Source organism: Ruegeria sp. CDSB029, from assembly GCF_059611125.1.
Window position 1 is genome coordinate 1 of the sequence record NZ_JBXWOX010000024.1, and the last position, 22,834, is coordinate 22,834.

A 22,834-nucleotide genomic window follows, 5' to 3' on the forward strand; every position below is an offset into this window, starting at 1 on the left:
AGGCGCGACATGTGGCTCGGGATAATCATGGCGCCGACATAGCTTGCTCAAACCGGGCGAACAACTTGGCAATACCCAGCTGTCACTTGTGACCGGCATGGTTCGTCTCGTTCACTGGAAATGCCTGCACGGCGCGCTTTGAGATCCTGCCGACGTTACACAAGCGCGTGTGAAACAGACTTTCTTCTTGAATTACCAGTACATGTAGAATGTACCATCGGTTGAACCGAGCGCGCCGCGGGCTCGCCAATTGACCAAGAAAACCGGGACTGGACCAAATGCTTACGAGACGACATTTCATCGCGACCAGCGCGGCACTCTTTTCGACACCGATCGCATCTCCCGTGCTCGCGAGTACTTGGCCGACAGCGTCGCAAAAAGCGGCCTGGGATGCGCAGGTGACACCGGCGAATTTCGATCTCGAGACCTCGAACCCCTGGGGTTTGCAACCGCGTTTCTTGCCGCGTCGGGTTGAAGCCCGGGCCGGTCTGACGCCCGGGGACATCCATGTCGATGCGGTGGCGCGGTATCTCTATCATATCGAAGAGGGCGGGACAGCGATGCGCTATGGCGTGGCGATTGCCCGCGGCAATCTTTACGAGCCGGGGACCTACACGATCCGACGCAAGGTCGAGTGGCCGCATTGGACGCCAACCAAGTCCATGATCGAGCGCAATCCGGAATACGCCCAGTTCGAAGACGGCCAGGAGCCGGGACCAACGAACCCCCTCGGGTCGCGTGCACTATATCTGTTTGTCGGACAACGCGACACGTATCTGCGAATCCACGGATCACCACAGTCGAGGTCAATTGGCGGGCGGGCGAGCTCTGGATGTGTTCGAATGGTCATGGCGCATATCAACGAGCTCTATCCCCGGGTTGCGATCGGTTCGACAGCATATCTCTACTCCGCTGAAGACAGCGTTACAGCGCGCAGTTAGCCTCCAGCTTCGCGAAAAAGCCCATTGAACCGCCAAAGCTACGCGGCCGGCTTGATGCAGATTGGATTGCCGCCAGCCGTCCTGAGTGGCAGTGGCGTTGTTTCAACCGGACCAGCGTGCATGTACCAGTAACAATTGTCCTCCGACCGCAGATAAGCGGTCGCGAGGTCCTGATTTGGTGCCGCCAATTCCAAGATGTTTTCCGGCAAGGGCGGGCGTGACGACGCGCCTTGTGAATTCGAGAAGGTCTCCGAGCAGGCCCCGAGCGCCAAAACGGTAGTGAGAAGAATTGCGCTTCGTGTGTACATAGTCTGACGGACCTGCTGGTTGGAATTCCTTGATGCACCATTCTCGCATTCAGCGGCATGTTGAGCAATGCAAATGCAGGAACATAGGCGGGTTTCCTGAGAAAAGTGGCAGAAACTCAATGGGTTCGGTCCAGACCGGCTGCGTTCGTTCCATAAATCGTGCGACTGTCTCAAAACGGGAACTTTTTGCTTGAACCTCTAGTTACTGTAGGGCGTATGCACTTTGCACGAATGCGAATCCGAGGATATTTCATGCCACATGACGGAGCTAAAACCGCTCACAATCATCCGCCTGCAGACAACGATGCCTGCGGGAGTTGCGGCAGCGGGAACGCCGCACAGCTGGCGCAGGCCGACGTGGTCGAGGGCCGCAGTTTTCATGTCAGCGGTCTGGATTGTGCCGAAGAGGTTTCAATTCTGAACCGGGTCGTGGGCCCCGAGGTCGGTGGCAGTGAATATCTCGCTTTCGATGTCATCAACGCCCGGATGACAGTTCTGGATAGTGGAACGAATCCAAGTTCCGACAAAATCATCGATATCGTCGCGACAACGGGCATGACTGCCAAGCCCTGGGATGCTGAAGATGCCAGCGCGGATCAGGCGGCTCATCTGAAGAAGCAGAAGCTATTCACAATGTTGAGTGGCGGCTTCTGGGCTGCCGGGTTCGTTTACCACCTCATCGAAACCGGGATTGCTGGCGCCATTGGTCTCTTTTCCGGTCATGGTGAGGCAGCAATGCCGATGGTCGAAGTCGCCCTTTTCGGCGGCGCGATCCTGTTTGGCGTCTGGCTTGTCGCACCCAAGGCGTGGTCATCTGCGCGCCGTTTTTCACCGGATATGAATCTATTGATGGTGGTCGCTGTGGCCGGTGCCATCGGCCTTGGCGAGTTTTTCGAGGCCGCAACGGTGGCGTTTTTCTTTTCGCTCTCGCTGTATCTTGAAAGCTGGAGCGTGGGCCGCGCGCGCAATGCTGTGTCGGCGCTTCTCGATCTCGCACCACCGACAGCCCGGGTGCTCTATGACGATGGCTCTGAAGCCGACGTTCCCGCGGCAGCCGTCGCTGTTGGTGCGCAGTTCATCGTGCGAGGTGGCGACCGTATTCCCCTCGACGGGGAAGTTGTCGACGGGGCAGGGGCCGTGGATCAGGCCCCCATTACGGGCGAAAGCGCCCTGGTGCCGAAAGAAACAGGCGATGACGTCTACGCCGGCACGATCAACGGCGAGGGCACTTTGACTGTGCTGGCTACCAAGGCTGCCACGGACACGGTGTTGTCAAAGATCATCCGTCTGGTGGGTGATGCCCATTCGCGCCGTGCCGAGGTCGAACAATGGGTGGCCAAGTTCGCCCGCATCTACACGCCGGTCGTGATGGTGCTCGCCATCCTCATTGCCATGGCCCCGCCGCTTGTTATGGGCGGCGACTGGGGTTTCTGGTTCTACAATGCGCTGGTTTTGCTGGTCATCGCCTGCCCGTGCGCCCTGGTGATCTCCACGCCGGTCTCTATCGTCGCCTCCCTTGCCGCCTCGGCGCGCAATGGCGTTCTGATCAAGGGCGGGGCCTATGTCGAAGCGCCCGGTCGCACGACGGCACTGGCCATGGACAAGACCGGCACGATCACCATGGGAGAACCTGAGGTTGCCGCCATATACCCGCTTGGCGGTACAACCGAGCGCGATCTGATGGTGCGGGCCGTAGCCCTCGAGGCGCGCTCATCGCACCCGCTTGCGCGCGCCATTCTTGCCCGGGCGGAGCAGGACGGGATGCAAATCACTGCCGCCGATGAGACCCGAACAGTGCCCGGTCGGGGTCTTGAGGGCGAGCTTGATGGCCAATTGATCTGGTTGGGTTCGGACCGGTTTGCCGAGGAAAAGGGCCTTGGCGGGGGTATCCCGACAGACCTGCGCGATCGGATCGAAGGGGCGGGGAGCACACTGGTTGCGATCGGCGATGCCAATGGGGTGAGCGGTGTGCTGGAGCTGCGCGACCGGATCCGGCCCGATGCCAAGGGGATCGTTGCACGTCTGCATGCGCAGGGGGTCAAGAAGATCGTGATGCTTACCGGCGACAACGCGGCAACGGCAAGGGCGGTTGCCGCTGATGTGGGGATCGACGAGGTGCGCGCCGAACTCCTGCCCGAGGACAAGGTCACCGCCATTGAGGAACTGGTGACACAATATGGCACTGTCGCGATGATCGGGGATGGTGTGAATGACGCTCCGGCGATGGCGCGCGCGCATTACGGCATCGCTATGGGAGCCGTGGGATCCGACGCCGCAATTGAAACGGCCGATATCGCGCTGATGACAGACGACATTGGCAAAGTGCCATGGCTTATCGGGCATTCCCGCCGGACCATGGCAATTATTAAGCAGAACATCGGGCTGTCGCTTGCGACCAAGGCTGCATTCGTGGTGGCAACAGCCTTCGGCATGGCCTCGATGTGGGGCGCGATCGCGGCCGATGTTGGCGTTTCCCTTCTCGTTGTCGCCAACGCCTTGCGGTTGCTGCGCGCGCGCGACAACGACGATGAACCGCGTGGTGGCGATGAGGTTGGCGAAGAAATGGCAAAGGCGGCACTGGCGCACGGTCACTAGCAATGTGACTGGCAAGAACCAGTGGGAGCAGGCGGTTTGCAACTGTTAGATTGGATTGAACGTTGGGTGCAGACTATTGCCCCTCGGTCAATGGTGCCCTGACCGACCAAAGCGGCAAATGGTCCCGCCGTAGCTAGAGTTCGGTCTGTCTGGAACTACCGACCTTATCGTACCCTGAACCGGCAAGGGCAAAAAAACCGCCAAATCCTCAAGGGTTTTGCCGGGGTTTTGTCCAGACTAAGCAATTGACCTGGCATGGGGTGGGTTAGGGCAGAGCAGCAAAAAAGGTCGCTTATGTCCCGCGATAATTGTCACAAGCATCAACACCTTCTGCGACCACGTCGAGAAGGACGTCCACATCATTCAAGAGAGCTGTAATGCGCGGACTGCTTATACGGTAGCGGATAAAACGTCCGTCGCGGTCGCTGGCGACAAGCCCACAATCCAGAAGACACCTGAGATGGTTGGAGACGTTTGGCTGCAATAACTTCGTGCACGTCACAATCTCATGAACGGCCAACGGCGCTTCGCGCAAGGCGTCGAGGATCGCGAGGCGGCTTGGGTCCGCAAAACCGCGAAACAGCTTCGCTCTTCTCTCAATAGCGGTTGTCCCACTATTGCAGCAGGCGACAATTTGATCCATATCACTACTCACTGATATATTATTTCTTTTCCCACTTTAGCAGGAGAACTGCGATCATGGCCAACGCAGAAAGCGCGATAGCAGATATCCCATCCTTCCGTTACCGCGTTTCCGGTATGGATTGCGCCAAGGATGCCGCCCAGATCGAGCGGGCGGCGCAATCTGCAGGTATCGCGCCTGACGCCGTGAAAGTGTCTACTGCAACGCACATAATGACTTTGACAGCTCCCGAAGCGCGCTTGCCGGAAATTGAAAAAGCCGTCGAGACAACAGGGTATGGGTTTGACCGCATCGAGAGCGACGAAGATATTCAGCAAGGTGCGGCCCATCAGGACCCTGGCTATCGCCGCGCGCTCTGGATCGTTGTGATCCTGAATGTTGGTTATGGCGTTCTTGAAATGATCGGCGGGTTCATTGCCGGGTCACAGGCCGTGAAGGCCGACGCGTTGGATTTCATCGGCGACGGCGCAATCACCTTCCTCGGCCTGTTGGCCATCGGCTGGAGCCTCGCTTGGCGAGCGCGGTCGGCCCTGATCCAGGGCATCTTCCTCGGCCTGCTTGGTCTTGGAGTCTTTGGCACGACCATCATAAGGGCATTCGAGCCGACAACCCCAGACGCCACTTTGATGGGGATTCTGGGCCTGATTGCTCTTGTGATAAATGTCATCTCCGTGCTGCCGTTGCTGCGGTACCGCAAGGGCGACGCGAACATGCGCGCTGTCTGGCTGTTCTCGCGCAACGACGCCATCGGCAACGCCGCAGTCGTTATCGCCGCCGGGCTGGTGGTTTGGCTAGGCAGCGCATGGCCCGATCTCATCGTAGCCTTCGGGATCGCCGGACTGTTCCTGCACTCGTCATGGGCGATCATCCGCGACGCGCGGGCCGATCTGAAGGCGGTGGCATGAACAGCCGCGTTCTCGGTGGGCTTTGCGCCATCGCCGCGTTTGGTGTTGATCAGGGCACCAAGGCTCTTGCCCTGAACTCCCCGGCGCTTGAGAACGGGGTCGAGGTTCTGCCCTTTCTCAACCTCGTGCGGGTTTTGAACGATGGGGTCAGCTTCGGTATGCTCGGCGGGGTCGTACCCTGGTGGGGTCTGGTCGCACTTGCTGCCGTGGTCGTGGCATGGCTGCTGATCTGGCTGTGGAAGGCTCCGGACAGGCTGACAGGTGCGGCGCTCGGTCTGATCATCGGAGGCGCGCTTGGCAATATCCTTGACCGTCTGCGCTATCAGGCCGTCCCTGACTTTCTCGACTTCCATTACGGGTCATACCACTGGCCGTCCTTCAACTTGGCTGACGTGGCGATCTTTTGTGGGGCAGCATTGCTGTTCTGGGACAGCTTTCGCACCTCGAAAGTCAGGCCGGAAAATCGGGAACAAGACAATCGCAAGGGAGATGTCACGGGGGGATAACAGCTAACAGGCAAAGAACTTTGGGAGGGAATTCGGCTTGAGATTTTTGGATTGGATTGACCGTGGCATTCGCGGCATCGGCGTCGTGACTGCGTGGCTGACAGTTGTTTCGATTGCTGCTTATGGCGCGCTTCAGATGCTGGATCGCAAGCTACAACTTGGCGTGTCGAGCTATTTGCCGGACCTGTCCACGTCACTGCTGTTCATCCTAATTTTCTTGACCTTTGGGTATACCTATCTGCGCGACGGTCACGTGCGCGTTGATGTTCTTCGCAGACATTGGTCCGCCCGCCGCATTGCTTGGATCGAACTGATTGGCGGCCTTTTTGTCCTTCTGCCGCTCGCCGCCATCCTGACCTACTACGGATGGGACGGTTTGATGCGCACCACGAAATACGCGGAAACCCAGTTGTGGGCACAACGCATTGCCGGGGTCATCGGCCCCATCTTGCTGGCTCTTGCCGGGATGATCGTAGCCCTTCGCAACATCGCCTTTCTGACAGGGAGACGTGCGCAAGGTGCACCGGAACAAGCAAGCGGCCTGCACAATGGTGAATGAGGTCCTCACGGTTGCCATGCTTGTCGTGATGGCGATTGGGGTTTTCAGTGGCTTTCCGGTGGCGCTGGTGCTCGCGGGGACAGGCTTCTTGGGGTTTGTCGCTGCGGTTTGGGTGGGGATCACTGATTTTCAGCATCTGGGGCTGATCTACCTGCGGGCCCGTGGTGTACTGACCAATGAATCAGTCCAATTCACCAGCGTTCCAATGTTGATTTTTCTTGGCCTGATCCTGAATGCCAGCGGGATTGCCGAAACCATGTTTCGCTTGCTGGGGCGTCTTCTGACAGGCGTTCCCGGTCGCTACGCCATTGCGACTTTGCTGATCGGCCTCGTTCTTGCGCCCGCCGCCGGGGTGATCGGTGCTTCCGTCATAACTGTGGCGTTGGTGGCCTATGCCCCGATGATGGCGTCGGGCTACGCACCGCGAACCGCAGGAGGCGCTGTCGCAGCTTCTGGAGCATTGGGTGTCGTGTTCCCGCCAGCCGTGATGCTGTTCTTCATCTCGAACGTGTTCTATCTGCGCATCGGATTGATGTATGTGGCCCTCATCGTACCTGTGCTTCTGATGGTCATGGCCTTCGCGGTCTACTTTGCGGTCACCTTGAGAAAAACGGTCGAAATCCCGCTGGACACACCCAAGACCAATCTTGTGTCAGACCTCTTGTTTGTACTCGCGTCTGTCGCGGTCATCGCATCCATTCCGCTCAGCATCATTCTGGGCTTTGCGACACTAACAGAGGCGGCTGGAGTAGGGGTTTTTGGCGCGCTATTGGTCGCGCTGGCGCGAAAGCGCTTGTCTTTCTCATCGTTGAACTCTGTCACGGTGCAGACAAGCACGATGACGTCGATGGTCTTCTTCATCGTATTGGGCGCATCGGTATTCTCGCTCAGTTTCCACCTGGTCGGTGGACCGGACGTCATCTTCGAGTGGATATCCGCATTCGATCTCACCCGGTGGGAACTGTTGGCGATCCTCCTTGGCGTGATCATCATACTTGGGTTTGTTTTTGACTGGATCGAGGTGCTGCTGGTCTTTGTACCCGTACTGATGCCGATTATTTCAGAGCTCGACTTCGCAGATCACGTCGGCTCTGCCTACTTTGCGCAGATCTGGATCGCTGGCCTGATTGCGTTGGCCTTGCAAACGTCCTTCCTGACGCCTCCTTTCGGCTATGCCCTGTTTTTTGCTAAGATGGCGGCACCGAAGGGTATCAACCTATCCGATATCTATCGCGGAGCGGTACCTCTTGTTGCCATTGAGATTGTATTGATCGTGGCGCTGATCTCGTTTCCTCAGCTTATCACTTGGCTGCCTGAAATGTCCCTTGGGGATGCGGATGCGCCGCAATTGATCCAGCGGTGACTCATGCAGCGGGTATCGGCTGCGATTGATCTGAATTCAGTATTACGATAGTCTTTAACAAAATAATTCGTCCACAAAGGACATCGAGCAGCGATGAGTTTCAAGTTTCCAAGGCGCTTTCTTCTCATGAGCGGTATAGCCGCATTCCTTGCTGGATGTGCGAGCAAATTCCGTTCGTACAACGGTCCGGAAGTCACGCGCGTGCGCCTTTACAAGTCGGAAAGACTTCTGGTCCTTGATGGCACGCAAGGCGTGCTAAAAATGTACCCGGTCGGCCTTGGCTTCGCGCCGGAAGGACACAAGCAATTCGAGGGCGATGGCCGCACTCCTGAGGGGGCGTACACCATCGATCGCCGCAATCCCGATAGCCTGTTTCATCTGTCTGTCGGCATTTCCTACCCAAACGAAGCGGACGTTGCCTTTGCTGAGGTGCAAGGCAAGTCGCCCGGCGGCGACATCTTCATCCATGGAGGCCCCCGAAAAGGTATCGATCCGACGAACAAGCAGGATTGGACGGCCGGCTGCATCGCCGTCACGGATCGACAAATCGAAGATGTCTACGCGATGGTACGCGATGGCACGCCAATTGATATTTACGCTTGACGGTTTGACCGTAAGAACGGGGCCAGGAGCAAAATAGCAACACCACCGACGACGAAAACATCCGCAAGGTTGAACGCAGGCCAGTGTAGGTCGCCTATGTGGAAATCCAGAAAGTCTGTCACAGCCCGAAACTGGACACGGTCCAGGATATTCCCAAGCGCGCCACCGATGATCGCTCCATAGGCAATTGCCTCAAGCTGGCTTTGGGTTCGCAAAAGCAACAGGAACAACCCGCAGCAGATGCCAAGTGCAAGCAAAGTCAGTCCCCGCCAAGGGAAACCCGCAAGCATACCAAAGGTCACGCCATCGTTTCGAAAAAACACTAGTGTTCTGCACCTGACGCAAGAGTCCCAGCTTGCGTGTTATGCGGTCTCGGCGCTTTGGGCGTACTTCCGGGTGTCGGCTATGCGGGACAAAGCCGCCGTTTGATGTACGGCACTAGGTTTGGTCCGAGTGAACCACGACAATTCGGGACTTTCTGGTCATTCAGGTTGGGTTCTCCAACCATTTGGTTGCACGTTCGCGAACATCGTCGGGTATCTCTGTAGCTTGGCGGGTTTCGAGGCTTAGCAGTACGCATTTGAATTCGGTTTCAAACGCCATCTTGTTGCCGTCAGCTCGAAAAAGCCGATGTCTAAAGGTCATGGATTTAGAACCAATCGCTACAACTTCCGTCTCCAGCCGTATCGAATCGCCAGCGGTAAGCTCTGCGCGGAAATCGCTTTTTGCGTTGACTACGGCGAATGAAACCCGGCGTCCCGTTCGCATATCGTTTGCGGTTAACCCCATTTCAGATTGAATGGCTAGTACACCGTCGGAACATGCGGCGAAGTACCTCGAAACATTCATATGTCCAAGAAAATCGCAATCCGTTGGATCAACGACCGAGCGAAATGAAACCATTGCTGACATGCGGATGCTCCTCTCGAACTGCGTTGGTTTCTTACTAGAATGGGCATTGCATGTCATCTTGTGGAACAATCGGCCAAGTATAGATCAGCATTTTGGTAAGTCTTATGAAATGGAGTGTGCGATGCCCTCAATTGAAATTCAGGTGCTTGAAGGCGTGTTTTCGGAAGAAGAAAAAGGCAGGATAATACAAAATGTCACCAAGGCCTTTGGAGAAGTCGCCGGGCAAACAATACAAAATGGAACGTCTGTCCGGTTGCTAGAAGTGAGCAGCGGCTCATGGGGTTACGCGGGAAACATTCTAACAACAAAAGACGCTTTGGAGATGCGCGCCCGTGGTTGACAAAGCATCTTAGGACGGAGTCAGTTTTCGGCAGCTTTGGGCTCTTAGCCGTCATCTGACGGTTTTGCTCACGAATACCGGACCCGTGTCGGATGCCCCGCTTCCATCGGGAACCATATGTCAGATGCAGAACACTAGGTCAAATCCGGGAAAAACGTCGATGCCTCTTGCGAGCACCGAGGCATTTCCAACGACGACCATTTTTGTGACTTGATCTGCCAGAAGTGCGACTGAGGCGCTGAGAAGTCCGATAAGGCGGGTCCTCATCATGTTCATCGCCTCAGCCGAGCCAGACATCAAGGAATAGCATCAAGACGAGTCCTATCGACAGGCCCAGCGTGGCCTTGTTCTGGTGCCCGCTTCTGTGCGTCTCGGGGATGATTTCATGGCTGATGACGTAGAGCATCGCACCTGCTGCGAAGGCCAGTCCCCAGGGCAGAAGCGGTTCAGAGATCGTGATAATCCCCGCCCCGAGCAGACCACCGATAGGTTCGACCATGCCTGTCAGAGCGGCGATCCCCCAAGCGCGGAATTTCGAGTACCCCTCCCCAAGAAGCGATACAGCTACGGCCAATCCTTCGGGTGCGTTCTGTAGTCCGATCCCGATTGCAAGCGGCAGACCGCCAGAAACACCTTCTGCCCCAAAGCCAACACCTACGGCCAGTCCTTCGGGGAAGTTGTGGATCGTGATGGCAATAATGAATAGCCAAACGCGGCGGAGCGATGCCGCCTCCGGCCCTTCACGACCCGTGCTGAAGTGCTCATGCGGCAGTTTCTCGTTCATCAGGGCAACGGCACCCATTCCCAGCAGAATAGCCACGCAGACGATGGCTGCCGGCGCTGCTCCGTTCACGTAGCGTGCGTCAGCGGCGTCTAGGGCGGGAATGATCAGCGAAAAGAACGACGCCGCGAGCATGACACCCGCTGCAAATCCTAGCGAGAGGTCACGTGTTGCACGCGATGGAATCCGCCCAAAGAGCACGGGTATGGCGCCAACGGCTGTCAGTGATCCAGCAGCCAGGCTGCCCAGAAATCCGAGCATGATGGGGGAGAGAGTATCCAAATTCAGGTCTTTCTACATTGTTGAAGTCAGTTGCCAGGATAGCTGGAGAAGACTTCCGTCGATCCGTCGTTGTTGATGAGAAACACGTCATAGGCTTCGCGCCAGCGGCTCTGGTCCATGCCGGGTGATCCAAGCGGCATGCCTGGCACCGCGAGGCCGACAGCGTCCGGTCTCTCGCTGAGCAACCTGCGAATATCATCTGCGGGCACATGGCCCTCGATCACGTACCCCTCGATGAGGCCCGTGTGACAGGACACCATGCGTTGCGGAACGCCGATGTCGAGTTTGAAGCGGACGAGAAGCCCAGCAAACATGTCTTCGCCGGTGGGCGCAAAGCCGTTCTCTTCAAGGTGCTCCATCCACGCAAGGCAGCACCCACAGCCGTTGGTCTTCTTGACATCGATTGGCGTTGCTTCGGCGAAAGCAGTTGAGGCGATGCCGAGTGAAAGCATAGTTGCGAGCGCGAACAGCTTCATGACGTTTTTTCTCCGGGTTTTACGAGAACACGCCGGATTTTTGGCACCGCGAATTCTCGTGATTCATGGTAGTCGATGGTACCGGCAAACTGTCCCTCAGCATCGAACAGAAAAACGCTCGCTGTGTGGTCCATCGTGTAGTCGCCACCTTCAACGGCGACTTTCTCATAGCTTGCGCGGAAGCCTGCTGCGGCGCGTGCCGTTTCATCCAGCGTTCCGGTCCACCCCTGGATCGCTGGGTGAAAATAGCTGACATACTCTGCCATGGCGTCCACGGTGTCGCGCTCCGGATCGACCGTGATGAACACGACATTCATCTCCGCGACGTCGTCCCCAAGATCGTCAAGCCAGCCAGAGATATCCGACAATGTGGTGGGGCAAACATCGGGGCAGTATGTGAAGCCAAAAAACACCATGGATGGATTGCCCAGAAGCGACGCGGGTCCGACGGTTGCACCGCCTTGATCGGTCATCTGGAATTCCATCTGGGTGAGCGGCAAGGGTCGCTGAGCTACAGGTTCAGGCGCGCCAGGACCGTCCACCTGCCACCAGCCGATAAATAGCGTGAGCGCAAGCGCCCCGCTTATTGCGGCACCATAAGTGAAAAGGGTTCTTCGGTTCATCAACCCTCCGGCCCACGCGCTGCGATACCCAGAATGGGCACATCAACTGTCAACATCCCGCCATCGGCAAAGCGCAACGTCAGCGGAAAGGTTTCGCCTTCGACCATCTTCGTTTGCAACCGCATCAGCATGGCATGCATGCCACCTGGTTCCAGCGAAACACTTTCGCCCGCTGGGATGGTGATTTCACCGACTGGGCCCATGGAACTGACGCCATTTGCATCGGTCGTCGTCTCATGGATGTCCGGCATCATGGCGAGCGGCGTTTCCAACCCCACCAATGTTACCGGATCGGGGCCTGTATTGCGCACAGTCATGTAGGCCGCGCCCGGACGGTTGGTGCCGATGGACGCGCGAGCCCACGCGTCTTCGACCACGACGTCTTCCGACCCTGCAATTGAGGCTGTAGGGAGCCCGACCAAGATACTGAATACAATGCCAATGGCGGAAGATGATTTCATCGGTTTGTTCCTTGAAATTCTCTGGTCACGATCCGCTCGCCGCGACTTCCGCTGCAACAAGGGCGCGCAGCTCGTCAGCGCCAAAAGGATCGAGGGCCTTGCCGTTTACGAAGAAGGTGGGGGTCTGGCGCACGCCAACCGCCTCCACATCCGCGCGATCTTGATTGAGGACGCCAACGGTCTGAGGCGCCATCATTTGGGTTTTAGCAGCTTCCGGGTCCAGGCCAGCTTGCTCTGCAATCCCAAGGATCAGGCCGGGGGCCGGCGCACCATGTGACGCCCAACGCGGCTGATACTCGAGGAGCGCCTCTAGCACCGGCTCGAAGACGCCTTGCATCCGTGCGGCCTCAAGGACACGAATGGCTTCTTCTGAGCCTTCTCCGTGAAACGGCGTGTATCTCAGCACGACACGGACTGCGCCGTCATGTTCGGCCAATATGCCCTTCACAATCGGATGGAAGGCGCGGCACGCTTCGCAAGCCGGATCGAAGAACTCGACGATGGTGACAGGGGCCTCCTCCGGGCCGAGGATCGGAGAATAGGGCCGGGTTAACGCCTCTGCGATTTCGGGCTGGACCGGCTCGACTTGAGCCACCGGGGCAGGGCGGGATTGATACCAAATGGCGGCGGCAAAGATCGCAAGGCCAACGAGAAGGACCGATAGAACTATGGATTTGTTTTTCATTTGCGCTCCTCCTTGAGGGAGAGAATTGACAGGATCGCGATCAGCCCGAAGGCGGTTAACGACAGAAGCGGGATCGGCATGCCGAGAAAGACCTGATTGTCATCGGTGCAGGATGGACCGGTCGCCGTGCAGGGTTGGATGCGTTCCGGGAGAATTCCAGTATAAAGGCCCAGATGCCAGAGTGCGATGGCGGCCCCACCAACGGCGAGCGCAACACCGTAGCGACCGACTCGATGATCCTCCCACCAGAGACCGAGGCCCAGAATGACGGCCAGAGGGAACATGAAGGCGCGCTGGAACCAGCATAGATGACACGGAGCCTGCCCTAAAACCTCACCGATATAGAGCACGGCCAGGGAACTCCCCAAAGCGACGATCCAGGCGGCGGTCAAAGCCGTAACTTTTGACATCACCCGGCTCATATCGACATCCGCGCCTTTAGATCGGAAAGGATCTCCTCCGCTGGCGTGCCGTATGTCCAGGCCCCGACATATCCGCCTTGCGGGTCAAAGAGAAAGAGCTGGGAGGAATGCCCCATCGTATAGCCGTAAGGGGAGGCGGCTTCCTCGATCTTCTCAAAGTAAACGCGGAAACTCTCAGACGTGCGTTTGATCTGATCGGGTGTACCGGTCAGCCCAATTATGTTTGCGTCAAACGCTGGGACAAATTCCGCTAGTTTTTGCGGCGTGTCACGTTCCGGATCAATCGAAATGAAGAGCGGCTGGACTTGGGTCGCATCTGAACCGAGTGCATCCATTACGGCGGCAACTTCGGCTAGGGTCGTTGGGCACACATCGGGGCAATTCGCAAATCCGAAGAAAACGAGCATCCAGCGTCCCGCGAAATCTTCGTCCGTCTGCACCATGCCATGGTGATCGGTCAGTTCAAAATCTGCGCGGAACGCAGGCTCACCCGTTCGCTGTTCGCCTTTGGAAGAAACTTGTAGCCAGACGAACCCCACGATCGCGATCGCGGCGAGGACCCATAGTACTTTCTGAAATACTGATAATCTCATTGCTAGAATTGCGCCTGACTCCATCCATTTTTTGAGCCTTGTAAATGTTCTAGTAGCTAGAGGTTCAAGCTGTTTCTTTACACAGAGACGGTGCGTCACGGACCCGTGATTGCAAGACTGGCTTGCGCATACCAATAGCTATAGCTACCAAAACTATAGATATGGAGGTTGCATGCTGACAATCGGAAACCTGGGAAAGAAGACCGGAACGAAGGTTCAGACCATCCGGTACTATGAACAAATCGGGTTGATGCCTGAGCCCGGTCGGACAGAGGGGGGACAGAGGCGCTACGGCGATGCTGAAGTCGACCGCCTGTCCTTTATTCGGCATGCGCGACAGTTAGGGTTTCCCCTCGAAGCGATCCGCGAACTTCTCGATCTCAGCGACAATCCGGATCGCTCATGCCATGAGGCCGATTCCATCGCGCGCCGGCAACTCAAGCAGGTCGAGTTGCGGATGGACCGCTTGAAGGCGCTGCGCACCGAGCTGAAGCGCATGATCCACGAATGCAGCGGGGGCAATACGGCCGACTGTAAGGTTCTCGAGGTTTTGCGCGATCACTCGGAGTGTCTGACTGATCACGATGAGATTGGCGCCTAAACTCTGCAACGCTGTGCATTCGCTCTTTGCCCGCAGTTGATCTGTCTCAATGACGTAGATCAGTTTCGGTGTCAGTTTTGTCGAGAGGAATTACCAACCATAGGAGCGACCCGCCATGAAGCAGAGAACATTTCTTAGTCTCGCCGTAGTCGCGGCAATTAGTGTCGGGTCAATTGGCGCATTGGCCCAACAGAATAATGGCGGCTGGTGGGGGCACGGTCGGATGAGTTCCGGCCAAATGGGGTCCGATCACATGCAAGGTTGGGGTTGGGGCAACATGGGGCCCGGACAACAAATGCGCATGCAGCGGCATTGGACGTACATGAACGAAGGGGTTCCCACAGCCTATCGCGGTGCCCGCAGTACGGTGCGGGGCACGGCACAGATCATCGCGGACGGTAAGGCGCTCTATTCGAATTCCTGTGCAAGTTGCCATGGCGCAAAAGGCCTCGGAGATGGTGAGGCCGGACGCTCTTTGGTTCCGTCCCCGGCTCTTCTGCAAAGATTCGTGCAAATGCCTATGGCGGGAGACGAGTACCTTCTCTGGGCGATCTTCGAAGGCGGTGAGCGTTTTGGAACTGATATGCCAGCTTTTGAAGAAGTACTAAGCGAAGACGACGTCTGGAAAATAATTGCATACATGCGCGCGGGTTTTCCGTAGGGCACTGCCTGACATTGACGCTGGATTAGCTAGCAAATTTGGTACTTGAAGCTACAGTAACTATAGCAATTACAACTCTCCTAAATCGAATCAAGGAGAGTGCCGATGACAATCGCTGAACCGTTACTTGCACCAACCCCAATCCTGAACTTCGACCATCCGTCAATTGCACGACTGGTCAAGGCTAGAGCTTGGAACACCCCGTCGACACATGATCGGATCGGGGCTGTCTACGATTTCGTGCGCAATGAAATTGCCTTTGGTTACAACCGCTCAGACGATATCTCAGCCGCCGAGGTGCTCGCTGATGGCTTTGGTCAATGCAACACCAAAGGCACGCTTTTGATGGCGCTGTTGCGCGCGGTTGGTGTCCGCTGCCGTCTTCACGGCTTCACTATTCACAAGGCGCTGCAACGCGGTGTCGTTCCGGAACTGGTCTTTCCCCTCGCACCGGAAGAGATCATTCATTCCTGGGTCGAGGTGGAGACCGAGACAGGTTGGGTAAACCTCGAGGGGTTTATTCTCGACGCTGCGTTCCTGTCATCTCTCCAATCCACATTTTCCGGGACCACCAGCCTTTGCGGATACGGGGCAGGGACTGATTCCCTGCAGGCCCCGCCAGTGGAGTGGACAGGTGGCGACACCTATATCCAGGAAACAGGCATCGTTCAGGACTTCGGTACCTTCAACGCGCCCGACGATTTTTACGTCAACCATCGGCAGTCGTTTAGTTTGGTAAAGGACTTGCCGTATCGTCATATCATCCGCCATTGGATGAATGCCCGCGTGCGCCATATTCGGTCCGGTAGCGTACCGCAAATTCCTGGCTTGGCGTTGCCCAACCATAAACACGAAGAATCCCGTCATGCCTCATGATCACGGCCACGCGCATATCGATCCCGCTTCGGGGGACCGCCGTGTCTCCATCGCGATCTGGGCCAACGCGCTATTAACCGTTGCGCAGATCATCGGCGGGATCTTGTCCGGCAGCCTCGCTCTCATTGCGGATGCGCTGCACAATTTCTCGGACATGGCATCCTTAGTGATCGCCTTTGCTGCGCGAAAGATCGCCAGACGCCCCGCCGACGAACGCATGACCTTCGGCTATGGCCGGATCGAAGTCGTCGCTGCCTTGATCAACTACACCACCCTCATCCTCGTTGGTGTCTATCTCATCTACGAGGGCGGAATGCGCATGATCGAGCCAACCGAAGTGGCCGGTTGGACCGTGGTGATCCTGGGCTCGGTGGCGCTGGTTGTCGACACGCTGACAGCGCTGCTGACGTATTCGATGCAAAAGGGCAGCGTGAACATCCGGGCGCTTTTCCTGCACAATCTGTCAGACGCGTTGGCCTCTGTTGCGGTGATCATCGGCGGCTCGCTCATCCTGCTCTATAATATGTGGTGGGTCGATCCGGCGATCACCATCGGCATCGCGCTCTACATACTTTATCTCGCCGTCACTGAAATTGGTGGCCCCATTCGTATCCTGATGCTCGGAAGCCCACCCGACATCGACAACGATGCCGTTGTTGCTGCAATCAGGGAGGTCGACGGGGTCCATGATGTCCACCACGTTCATCTGTGGCAGATGCAAGAGAACGAAGCGGCATTGGACTGCCATGTCGTGACAGCTGATGACGCGTCCGGCGAAAAGATCAAAGCTGTTGTGAAGGAGCGCCTTGCCGAAGAGTTCGGTATCCGGCACTCCACGCTCGAATTGGAAGATCAGAAAAATGCGCACGAGGGCGCGAAACTCTATGGGCATGAGAAGGCAGGAACCTGATGGAAACTAACTTGGTTTTCTTGGGTTTAGGAATTGCTGCGGCCACGCTTGGTTCGATACTTTGGTCAATCGCTTACCCAGAACGTCGCATCTGGCCGCCCCAGCAGTACAGTGCCATCACACCAATACTTGTTTGGGTGCCGACCTTCTCATTATTTGATTCGATAATTGGACAGCTCCGAAAACCTCTGGCTGACGAGCTTCGGTCATGATTCACTTCTGAAGACGGGAGGAGGGGTTCATGGCCGAGCAAGCAGGGTTCTGGAGTGTGGATGACCGGTTGGCGGAGATCTCGGCGGGCGGCGACCCGCTTGAGACGCTGAATGCCACGGTGGATTTCGAACGTTTCCGGCCAATCCTTGAACGGGCGGCAGGCGAAGCACGCAGCGCCAAGGGCGGGCGTCCCGCTTTGGACGTTGTGCTAAAGTTCCGAATGCTGGTGCTGCAAAGCCTGCACGGCCTCAGCCTCGAGGCGACCGAACGCATGGTCAGGGACCGGCTCAGCTGGATGCGTTTCTGTGGGCTCGGGATCGCGGACACCGTGCCTGACGCGAATACCCTATGGGATTTCCGCGAGGCGTTGATCAAGGCTGATGCGCTCGATTCGCTGTTCCAGGAGCTCGACCGCGTGATCAACCAGGCGGGGTTGGCTCTGTTGCAAACTTTTGACTGTTGACGCACTTGGGTTTAGCGCGTGAATGGCTTTCGATCCTAATTAGTTGAAAGCCAGCTCATGATCTCCTTTAAAGGCGCGCAATATCCGAAGGACGTGATCCTGTTCGCGGTTTTCTTCTATGTTCGATACGGCGTGTCGTACCGTGATCTTGAGGAAATCATGTTAGAACGTGGTGTTTCAGTGGATCACACCACGCTGAACCGTTGGGTAACACGGTATTCCGGCGCAATCGCTGAAGCAGCACGTCGCCGCAAAGGGCCATGCGACCGTTCCTGGAGAATGGACGAGACTTACATCAAAGTAAAAGGTGCGTGGGCCTATCTCTACCGAGCCGTCGACAAACACGGCAAGACACTTGATTTCATGCTTTCACGACGTCGTAACAAACCTGCCGCCACGAAATTCTTTGCCCGAATGTTGGAATGCAATGGTCTTCCACGAAAAATCGTCATCGACAAAAGTGGCGCCAACACCGCTGGTATCAAAGCAATCAACAAGATGCTGAAAGGCTTTGGTTGCCCGATACCAATCGAGATGGTCAGGCGGAAATACCTCAATAACATCGTCGAACAGGACCATCGTTTTATCAAGAGACGCACTCGACCAATGTTGGGGTTCAAAGCCTTCGATTCAGCAGCGGCAACGCTGGACGGAATCGAAGTGGCACACATGATCCGCAAAGGTCAACTAACGCCCGGAATCTGTCCGTTTCGTCAATTCGCGGAACTGGCTGCTTAACCCGCAGGTACAGCGTGATCTTTTCGGTGAGCAAGAAACTTCGCAACAAAACCTGCGTTCACAATGAGTCAGCTTTGCTCTGAAGTCCAGATGTTGAAGATTTGAACGAACGGCAGTTTCTCTAATCGGGCGTTCGGGTCAAGTTCATTTCATCGTTTCGTTTCCGTCATTTGGGATCATGTCTCTCATCCGGGTCAAGCTTCTCTTCGCAGTCATTACTGGTCCGGTTCGGTTGGACCGCTGCATGCATGTGTCGGATCGGTCGCGGAGCGCCCAGCTTAGTCTCGCGCTTCAAGTGGCGCAGCAGCCGTTTTCGGCGTCATCCGCGGACCTCGTCCGGTGAGGGACGATCCCGTCATTGATCTTTGGAGGTTCAGTTCATGCGGTACCCTCCAAAGGTCGTTGACGGAATTCGGTGTTGTCGGCCCACATGCGGTGCATCACGACCGCGAGCTTTCGAGCGACAGCGACGACGGCGCGCCGACGGCCTTTCCGACGCATCAGCCGCAAACCCCACGACTTGATCTCTGAGCTGGCAACCGATCGCATCATCATCGCGTTCGCTGCAGCGTAGAGCGCGGATCGAACATCGGCGTCGCCTGCCTTCGAGATACGGCCGGGGTTGTCCATCTCCCCTGACTGGTAGCGCCTCGGTGTCAGGCCAAAGTGCGCGGCGACTGTTCTTGAACTGGTGAAGCGTTTGGGATCATCCACTGCCGCTTTAAAGGTCAGAGCTGCTATTGGCCCGACGCCGGGGATTGCCATGAAGCGCAGACAGGTCTCATCATTGCTGGCGATCCGCTTCACGCGTCGATCCAGTTCCCGGTAGGTGGAGAAGAGAACCGCTCGGGCATCCAAAAGCAGCAGCAATGCATGTGATAGGTCTGGGTCTGCTTTGATGATGGGACGCACCTTCTCATCAAAGGACGCCTGGTCGATACGAGGTGGCAGGCGCAACCCAAAGATCCGGAACAGCCCGCGTATCTCGTTTGCCAGATCGATGCATTTTCGCTGGACTGCTTTGCGGCTGCTGAGCAGCGCACGCACGGCGTGCGCCTCCCGGCTCTTCATGTGGACAGGATTGAACCAGCCAGACCGAAGCACGTTGGCGATCCCGCGTGCATCTGATTTGTCGGTCTTGTTGCGCATGGCCGAAAGCGCCGCATTCACTTGCCGAGCCTCCATGCAGACGACGCTGAACCCAGCCTCCCGTAATCCAAAGAATAGGTGTTGGCTCATGGCGCCAGCTTCGAACCCGATCCGAAGATCACGGGCAGCGAAGTCCGCCAGACAACCTGTGATGTCATCGATCTCACACGGGACCGCACGCTCAAAAACCGTTCGGCCATCCACATCGATAACACAGACAGCAACCGACCGCAGCGATACGTCCAAACCAACAAAGTAATCCATCTCGTTCTCCTAAGATTGCAGCAATCACTGCATTCTATCGAGAACCTGACCTCTCCGTGCACACCCAACAGCATCTCGATGCCGTCGCTCGCGAACTCAACGAGCGGCCCAGAAAGACCTTGAATTACTTCTCACCGGCAGAGAAGTTCGAAGAGTGTGTTGCAGCGATCGGTTGAATCGGCAGCGTAAAGCGGACACTCAAATTTGTGGACAACCCAGTATAGTGAGCGGTTCTGATGATGTAGACGCCCCCACTGGCCTCGGTGTGCCATCGTGGGTTTGCAAACAACCTGAAAGGTCATGTTCACGCCTGGAACCTGTCCGTTCCGTCAATTTGCGGAATTGGCTGCTTAACCCGCAGGGGCAGCGCGGTACCTGCACTCAGCAAGAAACTTCGCAACAGAACCTTTACTGGTTAGGAATCCTGACCTAATCAGTCATTTCATGAGACCTCTGGCAGGAAACCTCTGAACCAGAAAATCGACAAACACGCGTGTTTTTCTTTGAACATGCCGGGCACTGGTAAAGAGAATTCTGATTTCGCTGGTCTGAAGTTTGTAGTCAGGCAGAAGACGTATCAATCGCCCTTCCTCCACATCGCGGGCCACAAAAAGATCCGGGCAACATGCAAGACCCCGGCCAGATAGTGCCAAGTCTCGGATGGACTGGGCGCTGTTGATCTGGATACTGGGGTTGGGCGCAAATTTCGTTACATTTTTGCCTTTGCGAAATCGCCACAAGCCTCCGGCACGAAAGTTTAAATCTTGCAAGGTCGGGAATTGATTTAGGTCCGTGGGGGCAATTGGAAGCGGCTTGCCTTCAAACAGAGACGGCGCTCCGACCAGCCAGATGTCCATCCTTCCCAGCAGTCGGGATACAAGCGAGGAATCCTGGTGAACGCCCGCCCGAATAGCGAGGTCGTAGCCCTCGTTAACGATGTCGACAAAGCGGTCGCTCATGTTGATCTCGACGGTGACGTCCGGATTTTGCCTGCTGAATTCATCTACGATCGGAACGATGACAGCACGTCCAAAATCCAACGGTACAGCAATGCGCAATGTGCCCGTCAGTAGATTACTTCCACTTTTAAGATCATTCTCCAGGCTCTCCAATGACGTGAGTAGATTGATGCATCCGGAGTAATACTGCTGGCCTAATTCCGTTAGGGACAGACTTCGGGTGGTTCGGTTCAGCAGCCTTACACCAATGTGCGTCTCTAACTCAGCCACGTATTTGCTTGCCAGTTTCTTTGAGATTCCGCGCCGTTCCGCGCCAGCCGTAAAGGACCCGCTTTCCACAGTCGCCACAAAAGTTTTCATGCCATCGATCAAGTCCATGATTGTGAATACTACGGTGACAGTTATTCGCCAATAGGTACCTTTTTTGGGAATTAAAGCGGGTCTAACTCATAGCCGACCCAATATGGCTACGGCCGGTTCAGCTGCTTCCTGCAAGTGAACCAGCAACAGATGCCGGCGAAGTGATCGATTTAACAGGAGACGAAAATGAAACTCGAAAACGGAACCGATCTGGCGGCACTTCTTTTGCGCTTGAGTACTGGCATTCTTTTTTTGGCACATGGACTGCTGAAGGTCTTGGTTTTCACACCAGCGGGAACTGCAGGTTATTTCGCTTCGCTCGGATTGCCCGGAGTTCTGGGATATGTGGTAATTCTTGTTGAGCTGAGTGCTGCGGCAGCGCTGATACTCGGTGTTTATTCGCGGATCGCCGCACTGGTTACGATTCCAATTCTTTTGGGTGCGGCCTTTACCGCGCATGGCTCAAACGGTTGGATGTTTGCAAATGAAGGTGGCGGTTGGGAATTTCCTGTGTTCTGGGCAGCAGTCATGCTGGGAGTGGCTCTGTTGGATGAGGGGAAATACGTCCTGACAACTCGGCGCGCAAAGAACTCCTGAACGTACTGATTGCGCCAGCGATTAGTGTCGGCGTTTCACCCCCACGGAGGTGCTGTCATGATGATTAACGGAAAATGGTCAAAATCCTGGGATCCTGTCCAAAAAGCGGACGAAAAGGGGCGCTTTGTCCGACAGACCTCGACATTTCGAAACTGGATCACTCCGGATGGTAGTGCCGGCCCGACCGGCAGAGGTGGTTTTAAAGCTGAACCCGGAAGATATCATCTGTACGTTGGCTATATCTGTCCCTGGGCATCGCGGACACTGATAACGAGAAAGCTCAAAGGGCTCGAGCATCTGATTTCCGTTTCCATAGTTTCACCAAAAATGACTGACGAAGGGTGGGCCTTTAGTGCTTTCCCCGGAGCAACAGACGATCACTTGTTTGGCTCAAAGTACCTACACGAAATATACTCGCGCGCTGACGCTGGATTTACAGGACGTGCGACTGTTCCGCTGTTGTGGGACACCAATACTGGGCAGGCTGTGAACAATGAAAGTGCAGATATCGTGCGGATGTTCAACAGTGCCTTTGCTGAATTCGCCCCCGGCACTCCCGACCTGTATCCTGCAAATCTGGCAGAAGACATCGATAGCCTGAATGCCCGGGTTTACAAATTCTACAGTAACGGCGTTTACAAATGTGGCTTCGCTTCGTCCCAGGAGGCTTATGAAGAAGCTTTTGATCAGCTCTTTAGTGAAATGGACGAACTTGAAGAACAGTTGTCCGGCGGGCGCAAATTTCTGTTTGGCAATTTTCTGACCGAAACGGACATCCGGGTTTTTGTCACGTCAATTCGGTTCGACGCGGCATATTACGGTCTGTTCAAATGCAACAAGAAACGTTTGGCGGACTACCCGCATCTGCATGAGCACATGCACAATGTGTTGAACGTGGAAGGCGTGGCTGAAACCGTACACCTCGATCACATCAAGGGCGGTTACAATTCACTATCCGCTCTCAATCCATCGGGAATTGTCCCGAAAGGACCAGAAGACTTAGAACAATCCATCCTGTCAGCTAAGCAGAATTAGCCGAGTTCGT

At 56.1% G+C, this 22,834-nt stretch carries 29 protein-coding genes and 2 pseudogenes; 17 read left to right on the forward strand and 14 right to left on the reverse strand.

Annotation, left to right across the window (positions count from 1 at the left end):
- Nucleotides 1–278 precede the first annotated feature (278 nt).
- Complete coding sequence (locus AC2FI8_RS20885) at nt 279–941, forward strand: L,D-transpeptidase (protein WP_496780825.1); 663 nt, start codon at nt 279–281, stop codon at nt 939–941.
- 38 nt (nt 942–979) lie between these two features.
- Here the strand turns inward: AC2FI8_RS20885 and AC2FI8_RS20890 are convergent, their stop codons facing one another.
- Nucleotides 980–1,249, reverse strand: a complete 270-nt coding sequence (locus AC2FI8_RS20890; RefSeq protein WP_496780826.1) for a hypothetical protein — start codon at nt 1,247–1,249, stop codon at nt 980–982.
- Between the two features lie 252 nt (nt 1,250–1,501).
- Between AC2FI8_RS20890 and AC2FI8_RS20895 the strand changes: the two genes are divergently transcribed.
- A complete protein-coding gene (locus tag AC2FI8_RS20895; RefSeq protein WP_496780827.1) occupies nt 1,502–3,844 on the forward strand; it encodes a heavy metal translocating P-type ATPase in 2,343 nt (780 codons plus the stop codon).
- A 292-nt stretch (nt 3,845–4,136) separates the two neighbouring features.
- On the opposite strand, the gene AC2FI8_RS20900 is transcribed toward AC2FI8_RS20895, so the two are convergent.
- A complete protein-coding gene (locus AC2FI8_RS20900; RefSeq protein ID WP_058314138.1) occupies nt 4,137–4,487 on the reverse strand; it encodes an ArsR/SmtB family transcription factor in 351 nt (116 codons plus the stop codon).
- 56 nt (nt 4,488–4,543) lie between these two features.
- On the opposite strand from AC2FI8_RS20900, the gene AC2FI8_RS20905 reads away from it, so the two are divergent.
- The 5 genes from AC2FI8_RS20905 to AC2FI8_RS20925 all read left to right on the forward strand — a co-directional run bounded on the left by AC2FI8_RS20905 (nt 4,544) and on the right by AC2FI8_RS20925 (nt 8,423).
- On the forward strand, nt 4,544–5,392 hold the full coding sequence (locus tag AC2FI8_RS20905; protein ID WP_037207713.1) for a cation efflux transmembrane domain-containing protein: 849 nt from the start codon (nt 4,544–4,546) through the stop codon (nt 5,390–5,392).
- Nucleotides 5,389–5,898, forward strand: coding sequence for a signal peptidase II (lspA, locus tag AC2FI8_RS20910; protein WP_058314162.1), 510 nt, complete (start codon nt 5,389–5,391; stop codon nt 5,896–5,898). The genes AC2FI8_RS20905 and lspA (AC2FI8_RS20910) overlap by 4 nt, the downstream gene beginning before the upstream one ends.
- 37 nt (nt 5,899–5,935) lie before the next feature.
- Nucleotides 5,936–6,457: a TRAP transporter small permease subunit gene (locus tag AC2FI8_RS20915; RefSeq protein ID WP_232279250.1), complete on the forward strand. Its 522-nt coding sequence runs from the start codon at nt 5,936–5,938 to the stop codon at nt 6,455–6,457.
- A complete protein-coding gene (locus tag AC2FI8_RS20920) occupies nt 6,417–7,820 on the forward strand; it encodes a TRAP transporter large permease (protein WP_496780828.1) in 1,404 nt (467 codons plus the stop codon). The genes AC2FI8_RS20915 and AC2FI8_RS20920 overlap by 41 nt, the downstream gene beginning before the upstream one ends.
- Before the next feature lie 126 nt (nt 7,821–7,946).
- The gene (locus tag AC2FI8_RS20925) at nt 7,947–8,423 is read left to right on the forward strand and encodes a L,D-transpeptidase family protein (RefSeq protein WP_496780893.1); all 477 of its coding nucleotides are present in this window, start codon (nt 7,947–7,949) and stop codon (nt 8,421–8,423) included.
- Here AC2FI8_RS20925 and lspA (AC2FI8_RS20930) read toward each other — a convergent pair.
- Together lspA (AC2FI8_RS20930) and AC2FI8_RS20935 are read right to left on the reverse strand one after the other, a co-directional pair.
- Nucleotides 8,414–8,749 (reverse strand): annotated as a pseudogene (gene lspA, locus AC2FI8_RS20930) (signal peptidase II); the annotation flags it as partial. The gene AC2FI8_RS20925 and the pseudogene lspA (AC2FI8_RS20930) sit on opposite strands and share 10 nt — an antisense overlap.
- 160 nt (nt 8,750–8,909) lie before the next feature.
- Nucleotides 8,910–9,335 (reverse strand): acyl-CoA thioesterase, encoded by a 426-nt coding sequence (locus AC2FI8_RS20935; protein ID WP_496780829.1) that lies wholly within the window; start codon nt 9,333–9,335, stop codon nt 8,910–8,912.
- A 121-nt stretch (nt 9,336–9,456) separates the two neighbouring features.
- On the opposite strand from AC2FI8_RS20935, the gene AC2FI8_RS20940 reads away from it, so the two are divergent.
- Nucleotides 9,457–9,675, forward strand: a complete 219-nt coding sequence (locus AC2FI8_RS20940; protein WP_496780830.1) for a tautomerase family protein — start codon at nt 9,457–9,459, stop codon at nt 9,673–9,675.
- A gap of 120 nt (nt 9,676–9,795) precedes the next feature.
- On the opposite strand, the gene AC2FI8_RS20945 is transcribed toward AC2FI8_RS20940, so the two are convergent.
- From AC2FI8_RS20945 to AC2FI8_RS20980, 8 genes are read right to left on the reverse strand one after another with little or no spacing between them, the layout of a single operon-like run.
- Complete coding sequence (locus AC2FI8_RS20945; protein WP_496780831.1) at nt 9,796–9,945, reverse strand: hypothetical protein; 150 nt, start codon at nt 9,943–9,945, stop codon at nt 9,796–9,798.
- A 10-nt stretch (nt 9,946–9,955) separates the two neighbouring features.
- Nucleotides 9,956–10,738 carry a ZIP family metal transporter gene (locus AC2FI8_RS20950; protein ID WP_425046811.1) on the reverse strand — a complete coding sequence of 261 codons (783 nt, stop codon included), beginning with the start codon at nt 10,736–10,738 and terminating at the stop codon, nt 9,956–9,958.
- A gap of 26 nt (nt 10,739–10,764) precedes the next feature.
- On the reverse strand, nt 10,765–11,214 hold the full coding sequence (locus AC2FI8_RS20955; protein WP_496780832.1) for a DUF411 domain-containing protein: 450 nt from the start codon (nt 11,212–11,214) through the stop codon (nt 10,765–10,767).
- Complete coding sequence (locus AC2FI8_RS20960) at nt 11,211–11,837, reverse strand: SCO family protein (protein WP_496780833.1); 627 nt, start codon at nt 11,835–11,837, stop codon at nt 11,211–11,213. The genes AC2FI8_RS20955 and AC2FI8_RS20960 overlap by 4 nt, the downstream gene beginning before the upstream one ends.
- The gene (locus AC2FI8_RS20965) at nt 11,837–12,298 is read right to left on the reverse strand and encodes a copper chaperone PCu(A)C (RefSeq protein WP_052071533.1); all 462 of its coding nucleotides are present in this window, start codon (nt 12,296–12,298) and stop codon (nt 11,837–11,839) included. Before AC2FI8_RS20965 ends, AC2FI8_RS20960 begins: the two co-directional genes overlap by 1 nt.
- Before the next feature lie 25 nt (nt 12,299–12,323).
- Complete coding sequence (locus AC2FI8_RS20970) at nt 12,324–12,983, reverse strand: DsbA family protein (RefSeq protein WP_037210200.1); 660 nt, start codon at nt 12,981–12,983, stop codon at nt 12,324–12,326.
- Nucleotides 12,980–13,393 (reverse strand): disulfide bond formation protein B, encoded by a 414-nt coding sequence (locus AC2FI8_RS20975; protein WP_496780834.1) that lies wholly within the window; start codon nt 13,391–13,393, stop codon nt 12,980–12,982. The genes AC2FI8_RS20970 and AC2FI8_RS20975 overlap by 4 nt, the downstream gene beginning before the upstream one ends.
- Before the next feature lie 8 nt (nt 13,394–13,401).
- Nucleotides 13,402–13,998, reverse strand: a complete 597-nt coding sequence (locus AC2FI8_RS20980) for an SCO family protein (protein ID WP_496780835.1) — start codon at nt 13,996–13,998, stop codon at nt 13,402–13,404.
- Between the two features lie 172 nt (nt 13,999–14,170).
- On the opposite strand from AC2FI8_RS20980, the gene AC2FI8_RS20985 reads away from it, so the two are divergent.
- The 6 genes from AC2FI8_RS20985 (at nt 14,171) to AC2FI8_RS21010 (ending at nt 18,460) form a co-directional block, all read left to right on the forward strand.
- Entirely contained in the window at nt 14,171–14,599 is a 429-nt protein-coding gene (locus tag AC2FI8_RS20985) for a MerR family transcriptional regulator (protein WP_323804412.1), read from the forward strand.
- Nucleotides 14,600–14,714: 115 nt separating this feature from the next.
- Nucleotides 14,715–15,260 (forward strand): c-type cytochrome, encoded by a 546-nt coding sequence (locus AC2FI8_RS20990; RefSeq protein WP_496727249.1) that lies wholly within the window; start codon nt 14,715–14,717, stop codon nt 15,258–15,260.
- A 105-nt stretch (nt 15,261–15,365) separates the two neighbouring features.
- Nucleotides 15,366–16,136, forward strand: a complete 771-nt coding sequence (locus AC2FI8_RS20995; protein WP_496780836.1) for a transglutaminase-like domain-containing protein — start codon at nt 15,366–15,368, stop codon at nt 16,134–16,136.
- Nucleotides 16,126–17,046, forward strand: coding sequence for a cation diffusion facilitator family transporter (locus AC2FI8_RS21000; protein WP_496780837.1), 921 nt, complete (start codon nt 16,126–16,128; stop codon nt 17,044–17,046). Before AC2FI8_RS20995 ends, AC2FI8_RS21000 begins: the two co-directional genes overlap by 11 nt.
- A 241-nt stretch (nt 17,047–17,287) precedes the next feature.
- Nucleotides 17,288–17,722 carry a transposase gene (locus AC2FI8_RS21005; RefSeq protein WP_496780838.1) on the forward strand — a complete coding sequence of 145 codons (435 nt, stop codon included), beginning with the start codon at nt 17,288–17,290 and terminating at the stop codon, nt 17,720–17,722.
- A gap of 57 nt (nt 17,723–17,779) precedes the next feature.
- Entirely contained in the window at nt 17,780–18,460 is a 681-nt protein-coding gene (locus AC2FI8_RS21010) for an IS6 family transposase (protein ID WP_496780839.1), read from the forward strand.
- Between the two features lie 378 nt (nt 18,461–18,838).
- Here the strand turns inward: AC2FI8_RS21010 and AC2FI8_RS21015 are convergent, their stop codons facing one another.
- Complete coding sequence (locus tag AC2FI8_RS21015; RefSeq protein WP_496780840.1) at nt 18,839–19,873, reverse strand: IS110 family RNA-guided transposase; 1,035 nt, start codon at nt 19,871–19,873, stop codon at nt 18,839–18,841.
- 32 nt (nt 19,874–19,905) lie between these two features.
- Here AC2FI8_RS21015 and AC2FI8_RS21020 point away from each other — a divergent pair.
- Nucleotides 19,906–20,049, forward strand: a pseudogene (locus AC2FI8_RS21020) (IS30 family transposase); the annotation flags it as partial.
- 261 nt (nt 20,050–20,310) lie between these two features.
- Here AC2FI8_RS21020 and AC2FI8_RS21025 read toward each other — a convergent pair.
- Complete coding sequence (locus tag AC2FI8_RS21025) at nt 20,311–21,210, reverse strand: LysR family transcriptional regulator (protein ID WP_496780841.1); 900 nt, start codon at nt 21,208–21,210, stop codon at nt 20,311–20,313.
- A 168-nt stretch (nt 21,211–21,378) separates the two neighbouring features.
- On the opposite strand from AC2FI8_RS21025, the gene AC2FI8_RS21030 reads away from it, so the two are divergent.
- Together AC2FI8_RS21030 and AC2FI8_RS21035 are read left to right on the forward strand one after the other, a co-directional pair.
- On the forward strand, nt 21,379–21,789 hold the full coding sequence (locus tag AC2FI8_RS21030) for a DoxX family protein (protein ID WP_496780842.1): 411 nt from the start codon (nt 21,379–21,381) through the stop codon (nt 21,787–21,789).
- A 57-nt stretch (nt 21,790–21,846) separates the two neighbouring features.
- The gene (locus AC2FI8_RS21035) at nt 21,847–22,824 is read left to right on the forward strand and encodes a glutathione S-transferase family protein (RefSeq protein WP_496780894.1); all 978 of its coding nucleotides are present in this window, start codon (nt 21,847–21,849) and stop codon (nt 22,822–22,824) included.
- The last annotated feature ends 10 nt before the right edge of the window (nt 22,825–22,834 follow it).

What these genes read in the sequence shown, in the direction of transcription:
- AC2FI8_RS20885 (WP_496780825.1), top strand. Translation starts at nt 279, where the DNA reads ATGCTTACGAGACGACATTTCATCGCGACCAGCGCGGCACTCTTTTCG.
- AC2FI8_RS20890 (WP_496780826.1), bottom strand. Translation starts at nt 1,249, where the DNA reads ATGTACACACGAAGCGCAATTCTTCTCACTACCGTTTTGGCGCTCGGG.
- AC2FI8_RS20895 (WP_496780827.1), top strand. Translation starts at nt 1,502, where the DNA reads ATGCCACATGACGGAGCTAAAACCGCTCACAATCATCCGCCTGCAGAC.
- AC2FI8_RS20900 (WP_058314138.1), bottom strand. Translation starts at nt 4,487, where the DNA reads ATGGATCAAATTGTCGCCTGCTGCAATAGTGGGACAACCGCTATTGAG.
- AC2FI8_RS20905 (WP_037207713.1), top strand. Translation starts at nt 4,544, where the DNA reads ATGGCCAACGCAGAAAGCGCGATAGCAGATATCCCATCCTTCCGTTAC.
- lspA (WP_058314162.1), top strand. Translation starts at nt 5,389, where the DNA reads ATGAACAGCCGCGTTCTCGGTGGGCTTTGCGCCATCGCCGCGTTTGGT.
- AC2FI8_RS20925 (WP_496780893.1), top strand. Translation starts at nt 7,947, where the DNA reads ATGAGCGGTATAGCCGCATTCCTTGCTGGATGTGCGAGCAAATTCCGT.
- AC2FI8_RS20935 (WP_496780829.1), bottom strand. Translation starts at nt 9,335, where the DNA reads ATGTCAGCAATGGTTTCATTTCGCTCGGTCGTTGATCCAACGGATTGC.
- AC2FI8_RS20940 (WP_496780830.1), top strand. Translation starts at nt 9,457, where the DNA reads ATGCCCTCAATTGAAATTCAGGTGCTTGAAGGCGTGTTTTCGGAAGAA.
- AC2FI8_RS20945 (WP_496780831.1), bottom strand. Translation starts at nt 9,945, where the DNA reads ATGATGAGGACCCGCCTTATCGGACTTCTCAGCGCCTCAGTCGCACTT.
- AC2FI8_RS20955 (WP_496780832.1), bottom strand. Translation starts at nt 11,214, where the DNA reads ATGAAGCTGTTCGCGCTCGCAACTATGCTTTCACTCGGCATCGCCTCA.
- AC2FI8_RS20960 (WP_496780833.1), bottom strand. Translation starts at nt 11,837, where the DNA reads ATGAACCGAAGAACCCTTTTCACTTATGGTGCCGCAATAAGCGGGGCG.
- AC2FI8_RS20965 (WP_052071533.1), bottom strand. Translation starts at nt 12,298, where the DNA reads ATGAAATCATCTTCCGCCATTGGCATTGTATTCAGTATCTTGGTCGGG.
- AC2FI8_RS20970 (WP_037210200.1), bottom strand. Translation starts at nt 12,983, where the DNA reads ATGAAAAACAAATCCATAGTTCTATCGGTCCTTCTCGTTGGCCTTGCG.
- AC2FI8_RS20975 (WP_496780834.1), bottom strand. Translation starts at nt 13,393, where the DNA reads ATGTCAAAAGTTACGGCTTTGACCGCCGCCTGGATCGTCGCTTTGGGG.
- AC2FI8_RS20980 (WP_496780835.1), bottom strand. Translation starts at nt 13,998, where the DNA reads ATGAGATTATCAGTATTTCAGAAAGTACTATGGGTCCTCGCCGCGATC.
- AC2FI8_RS20985 (WP_323804412.1), top strand. Translation starts at nt 14,171, where the DNA reads ATGCTGACAATCGGAAACCTGGGAAAGAAGACCGGAACGAAGGTTCAG.
- AC2FI8_RS20990 (WP_496727249.1), top strand. Translation starts at nt 14,715, where the DNA reads ATGAAGCAGAGAACATTTCTTAGTCTCGCCGTAGTCGCGGCAATTAGT.
- AC2FI8_RS20995 (WP_496780836.1), top strand. Translation starts at nt 15,366, where the DNA reads ATGACAATCGCTGAACCGTTACTTGCACCAACCCCAATCCTGAACTTC.
- AC2FI8_RS21000 (WP_496780837.1), top strand. Translation starts at nt 16,126, where the DNA reads ATGCCTCATGATCACGGCCACGCGCATATCGATCCCGCTTCGGGGGAC.
- AC2FI8_RS21005 (WP_496780838.1), top strand. Translation starts at nt 17,288, where the DNA reads ATGGCCGAGCAAGCAGGGTTCTGGAGTGTGGATGACCGGTTGGCGGAG.
- AC2FI8_RS21010 (WP_496780839.1), top strand. Translation starts at nt 17,780, where the DNA reads ATGATCTCCTTTAAAGGCGCGCAATATCCGAAGGACGTGATCCTGTTC.
- AC2FI8_RS21015 (WP_496780840.1), bottom strand. Translation starts at nt 19,873, where the DNA reads ATGGATTACTTTGTTGGTTTGGACGTATCGCTGCGGTCGGTTGCTGTC.
- AC2FI8_RS21025 (WP_496780841.1), bottom strand. Translation starts at nt 21,210, where the DNA reads ATGGACTTGATCGATGGCATGAAAACTTTTGTGGCGACTGTGGAAAGC.
- AC2FI8_RS21030 (WP_496780842.1), top strand. Translation starts at nt 21,379, where the DNA reads ATGAAACTCGAAAACGGAACCGATCTGGCGGCACTTCTTTTGCGCTTG.
- AC2FI8_RS21035 (WP_496780894.1), top strand. Translation starts at nt 21,847, where the DNA reads ATGATGATTAACGGAAAATGGTCAAAATCCTGGGATCCTGTCCAAAAA.